This is a genomic window from Streptomyces sp. STR69 (genome assembly GCF_024519455.1).
Classification (GTDB): Bacteria; Actinomycetota; Actinomycetes; order Streptomycetales; family Streptomycetaceae; genus Streptomyces.
In genome coordinates this window covers 200,307-206,457 of record NZ_JALJRY010000020.1, presented here as the reverse complement: position 1 = coordinate 206,457, position 6,151 = coordinate 200,307, and the positions used below count along the sequence as shown (strand labels likewise).

The following is a 6,151-nucleotide window of genomic DNA, read 5'->3' as shown; positions in this document are numbered from 1 at the left end:
CCACCCGGACCACCACAGCCCGCCCGGACAACGTGCCGTAGTCGACTCCGATGACACAGGGTTCCGGGTTCCCTGCCGTCCGGTCTCCGGCATTCACCATCGGTCTCCTCCAAAGTTGTTCGATATCACGATCACCGTCCGACTCTTCGAAGATGCCGCCGCGGCGGCACCCGCGCAGAGATCAGCGAAGTCGACCGACGTACTAGCTACGGCTCTTGCCGAAGTAGCGGGCCCGTGCCCGGTCGAGCAGGATGGCGATGCCGAGGACCGCTCCCTGGACCACCTGCTGGTCGTACGGGCTGACCTTGAGTGCGAGCAGGCCGTTGGTGATGAACTCCAGCAGGATCGCGCCCGCCGCGATGCCGGCGATGCGACCCTCGCCACCGGAGAGCGACATGCCGCCGACCACCGCCGCGGCGATCGCGGTCAGTTCCCAGCCGGCGCCGACCGAGGGGTCGGCCACGTTCATCCGGCCGATCACCATGATGCCGACCACACCGGCCAGTGCGGCGCTGGCGACGTAGGTGGAGGTGATGCGGCGGGCGGTTGGGATACCGGCCAGCCGGGCGGCCTCTTTGTTGCCGCCGACCGCGTAGATCTGCCGGCCGACGTAGGTGCGCTCCAGCACGAACCAGGCGATGACGGCCGCGCCGACGAAGAACAGCGCGGGGACCGGCACTTCGCCGATGTAGTACTGGCTCAGGTTGCTGAACAGCGGCGAGAGATTGTTGATGGGCGAGCCGCTGGTGATCGCGAGTGCCATGCCCTGCGCCACGGTGTAGGTGACCAGGGTGATCACGAAGGGCGGCACGTTCAGGCGGGTGACCATGATGCCGTGCCAGAGACCGACCCCACCGCAGATCACCAGCGTGAACAGGATCGCGAGGGGCGCGGGCATGCCCTCGTTCACGTTCATCCAGGCGGCCAGGATGCCGGCCAGACCTGCCAGCGCACCCACCGAGAGATCGATGCCACCGGTCAGGATGACCAGCGACTCGCCGATGGCCAGGATGCCGACCTGTGACAGGTCGCGGCCCATCACCTGAAGGTTGCCCACCGCGGTGTACGTCTCCGCGTTGGCCGCGATCCCGACGAACACCAGCACGCAGGCGATGATCACGCCGGCCTCCGGGGAGGCGGCGAGTTTGCGGGCGAGGCTCGACACGGCCGGGCGGGAACGCGGCGCGGCCTCTTCGGGTGCGAGCGTGCTCTGCGCGCTCATGCTGTGGCTCCGTTCGTCAGTTGTTCCTGGTCCGGCGTTTCCTGGTTGAGCGGGGACGTTCCGGCCGCGGCCGTCATGATGCGTTCCTTGGTGGCGTCGGCCCGGTCGATGACCGTGACCACCCGGCCGTGGTTCATGACCGCGATGCGGTGGCAGATCCACAACAGCTCCTCCAGTTCGGAGGAGGCGACCACCAGCGCCATGCCCTGCTCCGCCGCTCGGTCGATCAGCTTGTAGATCTCCGCCTTCGCGCCCACGTCCACGCCTCGGGTCGGCTCGTCGAGCAGCAACAGGCGCGGTTCGGCGGCGAACGCCCGGCCGAAGATGGCGCGTTGCTGGTTGCCGCCGGAGAGCGAGCCGATCGGCTGCTCCACCGACTGCATCCGCACATTGACGTTCTCGGTGATCTTCCGTGCCTCGGCACGCTCGCGGCCCGGCCCGAGCAGGCCACGGATGCTGATCCGCTTGAGCACCGAGACGACGACGTTGGACCGGATCGACGCGAACAGGACCAGGGACTGTTCCTTGCGGTCCTCGGGGATCAGGGCGATCCCAGCCGCCACGCCGTCACCCGCGCCGCGCGGCCGGTAGGACTCGCCGCCCAGCCGCATACGGCCGCCCGTCGAGGGCTGCGCGCCCGCGATCGTATGGATCAGGCGGCTACGGCCCGAGCCCATCAGCCCGGCCACGCCCAGGATCTCGCCCTCGCGCACTTCAAGGTCGACGGGGCCGAGACCGTCCGCGGTCAGGCCCTCGACCTGCAGCAGGACCGGGCTCGTCGCCGGCGGCGCCTTCGGCTCGCCCTGCGCGACCTCGCCGCCGACCATCTCCCGGATCAGCCGTTCCTCGGTGGCCTGAGCCGGTTCGAGGTCGGCGACCAGCCTGCCGTTGCGCAGTACCAGGACGCGGTCGCTGATCTCCCGCACCTCGTCCAGACGGTGCCCGATGAACAGCACCGTGCCGCCGCGGTCGGCGAGTTGGCGGGCCAGGCCCAGCACCATCTCGGCCTCGACCGGCCCCAGCGAGGAGGTCGGTTCGTCCAGGATCAGCAGCTTGGGCTCGCGGCCCCAGGCCTTGGCGATCTCGATCATCTGCCGCGTCGGCACCGGCAGGGTGCGCACCTCCCGGCTCACCGGGATCGTCTCGGCGGACAGACCGATCTCCGCCAGCATCGCCTTCGCCTCGGCACGCTGCGCGGCGCCGTCGACCAGGAACCGCCGTTTCGACTTCCGCGGGCGGCGGCCCAGCAGCAGGTTCTCCGCCACCGAGAGCTGTCCGACCAGCGGGAACTCCTGGGAGACCATGGCGATACCGAGCTGTCCCGCAGCCTCGGTGGACCCGGCGGCAAGTGGCTCGCCGCCGATCAGGATCTCGCCGCCGTCCCGGTGGACGGACCCGGCCAGCGTGCCCATCAGCGTGGACTTTCCGGCGCCGTTCTCGCCGACCACGCCGATCACCTGGCCGGCGTACAGGTCGAGTTCTGGGAGGTCGAGGACGCGCACCGGTCCGTAGGACTTGTGCACCCCCCGCAGCCGCGCCGTGATCGCGCGGCCCGGGGCGTTCTCCGTGGCCGTCATGCTCAGCCGATCCCGAGCTGCGACTCGAGGGACTGGTACGCGCTCAGGTCGGACTTGGTGACCAGGCCCACTCCGGAGCTGAGGGTCGAGCCGTCCTTCTCCAGATAGGGCTTGACGAGCGCCATCGTGGCGGACTTGCCGAGCACCTTCTCCGCGGCCAGGATGTACGCTCCGGTGTAGCCCTGCTGATACGGCATCTGCACGACGGTGCCGGAGATGACACCCGACTTGATGAACTTCAGTGTCTGGGCGTCGGAGTCGTCGGAGACGATGTGCACCGAGGCGGTCTTGCCGGCCGAGGTCACCGCTTGGGCCAGCGCGGGACCGTCGTAGGAGTAGACGCCGTAGAGGCCGGTGACGTCGGGATTGTTGGCGAGGATGGTCTCGGCGTCGGAGGTCGCGGTGCTGGCCTGGAGGTTGTCGTTGACCTTCTGGGCGACGGTGATCTTGGTGCCCTTGAGTGCGGCCTCGAAGCCGGCGATGCGCTGGGTGGCGTTGGACGCGGTGAGCGAGCCGACCAGGATGGCCACCTTGCCCTTGCCGCCGAGGACCTGCTTCATCGCGGTGCCGGCCTGGAAGCCGGCGGTGTAGTTCGGGGTGCCCAGGTAGAGCGAGGCGGCGTCGGTGCCCGGCAGCGGTGAGTCGATCGCCAGGACGCCGATGCCCTTCTGGACGTCGGTGTGGATGGTGCCCGCGGCCGAGGTCGGGTCGATCGCCGAGATCGAGTAGCCGGTGACGCCCTGCGAGCGCAGGGTCTCCAGCTCCGAGTTCTGCTCGGTCAACTTACCGTTGGGCGGGGCGAAGTAGGTGCACTTGCTCTTCGATATGCCGAGGTCGGAGCAGCCTTTGAGGAAGCCGACCTGGCCGGCCTTCCAGTAGTCGGCGGCCACGTTGACGACCATCGCGATGTCGACCTTGGACAAGTCCTTGCCGGCCAGCGCGGACTTCAGTGCCGCGTCGAGCTTGGCGAGGCTCGTCTGGTTGAAGGTGACCGAGCCGGCCAGCGCGACGGGGGCGGCGCTGGAGCCCGCCGAGTTCGAAGCGGAGGAGCCGGTGGCGTTCTTGGAGCAGCCTGCCGCGGCGAGCGAGATGAGCACCACGGCTGCGGCGGCCACGGTGCGGGACCTTCTGGTATGGATCATGATTGATCAGCGCCTTTCTGGGCGTGTCGGGGTGAAGAGAGCTCCCACGACCGAATGCGGGTATGGGCGGATCGGGAAACGACCGGGGCACTGTCCTGCCGACCCACTCCGGCTGTTGGGCATGACGGTGCGTCGGAGGCGGGCGGGGATGGTCGGTGGCAGTCCGGTCAGGAAGTCCTGGCGAGCGAGAGGTCGGCTCCAGGCGTGTGAAGGCCGACCGTGGTGAACGCGGCGAGGGCGGCGTACGGCTGCCTGACGGGACGTCAGGCGTTGGGGACCGTCGGGTCGGAGGACGGACCACTTGTCCGGTCCCGCGCCCCAAGTGGACTGGGAAGAGCGGTCGTTCGGCCTACGGCACTCACGTGCGACGGCACCCGGACGATCGGGGACCCGCAGCCGGATGGTCGGCGGTCACGCTAACGGGAGTCGGCCCATCTCGTTTCCTCTTCTCTGGGCAGGCCGGTGGTGCGACCGAAGCGCCGGTCAGTGCCGGGGGCGGGTCGCCGACGTGCGCACCACAAGACTGGGTGGGATGACGATGTGAGGTCTCTCGTCGGCCGCCGGGAGCCCCGCGTCGGGGTCACCGACGATCTCGATCAGCGCGCGCAGGGCGCGCCGGCCGAGTTCGTCGAAGTCCTGGCGGACGCTGGTCAGTGACGGGCCGAAGTACTCGGTTTCCGGCATGTCGTCGAATCCGACGACGCTGATGTCCTCGGGCACCCGACGCCCGGCCTGCTGTACAGCGCGCAGCAGACCGAGGGCCATGTGGTCGTTGGCGCAGAACACCGCTGTGACCTCGGGGTCGGCGGCGATCCGTTGACCGACCTCGAATCCGGTACGGGACGTCCAGTCGGCGCCGCCCAGCGGTTCGACCACCGGAGCACCCCGCTTTTCCAGGGTGTTGCGCCATCCTGCCTCGCGCTCCTGCGCGTCGAGCCAGGAACGCGGCCCGACCATGTGGTGCACGGTGCGATGGCCGAGGTCGAGCAGATAGGAGGTGGCGAGTTCGGCACCCGCCTCGTTGTCCACGGCGACCGAGGCGAGCTTGGCATGTGTGCCGCAGCCGACCGCGATCAGCGGCACGTCCGACGGCACGCTCGCCAGCGCTCCGACGGCCGAGGTCTGCGGCGCGATCACGATGATCCCCTCGACACCCTGGTCCCGAAGCCGGTCGACGGCGTCCAGTACCGAACGGCGGTCGAGCGTGCCGACCGCGGCCACGGTGACGAAGTACTCGTGTTGCCTGGCCGCCTGCTCGATGCCGTAGAGCATGCAGGCCGGACCGTACAGCGTGGTGTTGAAGCTGATCACACCCAGGGTGCGGGTGCGTCGGGTGGCCAGGGTGCGGGCGGCGGCGTTGGGGCGGTAGCCGAGTTCACGGACCGCGGCGAGCACACGGTCACGGGTGGCGGACCGTACGTTCGGGTGGTCGTTGAGGACCCGTGAAACGGTCTGGTGCGAGACGCCCGCGATCCGGGCCACGTCCGCCATCACTGGTGCGCGTTCCCCGTCCATCCCCCGCCTCCTCACCTGCTGTCGTGTTTCCGATCGGTTGCTTCTCCGGCCGGAACCAGCCTGCCGTGGAGAATTGTTAGCGCACACAATCCGGAGGGGTCAAGGATCGCAACTGCTCGCTTTCGGATGTTTCGGACAGCGTTGTCACGCGCCCTCCAACTGCCCTGACCTGGCAGGTCGTTGTCGAGGAAGGCCCCATTCCACCGCACCCTCAGACCGTCCCCCACGAAATCCAGGGCATTCGTTTCCACACTCTTGACCGTCCTCCACTGTTGACCGCCCATTCATCCCCGCGTAAAAAAGGCGGAGTTGCGAGACCGGTCGATCACCGTCGACCGTACGAGGTCGGCACATGCACAACGCCCCGGTTCCAGGCCGGGTCAGCCGTTCCGACATGCAGTCATCACGCTCGGCAGCCGTGCCCGAACAGAGCAACACACAGGCCGGCAACACCCCTGTCCCCATGGAACTCGGATGAGTGACGGCATCCGGGAGTCTCGATTGTTTGCGCTCACAATTTCCCGCCGAGCGGGACGGCGAGGCCCCGTTCAGCGCCGTCGCCGTGTCCCGGCGGCAGCTCCCGGCATGCAGACCACCGCATACCGGACGTCCCCCCGCTCGCTGCGCAGGCGACGCCGGGTCCGAGAAGAACGCGACACGGAAGAGGTTCACAGTGATAGCAAGGCATCTGAGAG

General features: G+C 68.7%; 4 protein-coding genes. All 4 read right to left on the bottom strand.

Going from position 1 to position 6,151, the window contains the following annotated elements; genetic code table 11:
• Positions 1-202: 202 nt before the first annotated feature.
• A complete protein-coding gene (locus tag OC490_RS33085; protein ID WP_262061705.1) occupies positions 203-1,222 on the bottom strand; it encodes an ABC transporter permease in 1,020 nt (339 codons plus the stop codon).
• Entirely contained in the window at positions 1,219-2,799 is a 1,581-nt protein-coding gene (locus tag OC490_RS33080; protein WP_262061704.1) for a sugar ABC transporter ATP-binding protein, read from the bottom strand. The genes OC490_RS33085 and OC490_RS33080 overlap by 4 nt, the downstream gene beginning before the upstream one ends.
• 2 nt (positions 2,800-2,801) lie before the next feature.
• On the bottom strand, positions 2,802-3,941 hold the full coding sequence (locus OC490_RS33075; RefSeq protein WP_262061703.1) for a substrate-binding domain-containing protein: 1,140 nt from the start codon (positions 3,939-3,941) through the stop codon (positions 2,802-2,804).
• Positions 3,942-4,424: 483 nt separating this feature from the next.
• Positions 4,425-5,456, bottom strand: coding sequence for a substrate-binding domain-containing protein (locus OC490_RS33070; protein ID WP_262061702.1), 1,032 nt, complete (start codon positions 5,454-5,456; stop codon positions 4,425-4,427).
• Positions 5,457-6,151 lie beyond the last annotated feature (695 nt).

Bases quoted from the DNA above. Each gene is read 5' to 3' on its own strand.
- OC490_RS33080 (WP_262061704.1), bottom strand. From the start codon at position 2,799: ATGACGGCCACGGAGAACGCCCCGGGCCGCGCGATCACGGCGCGGCTG.
- OC490_RS33070 (WP_262061702.1), bottom strand. From the start codon at position 5,456: ATGGACGGGGAACGCGCACCAGTGATGGCGGACGTGGCCCGGATCGCG.
- OC490_RS33085 (WP_262061705.1), bottom strand. From the start codon at position 1,222: ATGAGCGCGCAGAGCACGCTCGCACCCGAAGAGGCCGCGCCGCGTTCC.
- OC490_RS33075 (WP_262061703.1), bottom strand. From the start codon at position 3,941: ATGATCCATACCAGAAGGTCCCGCACCGTGGCCGCCGCAGCCGTGGTG.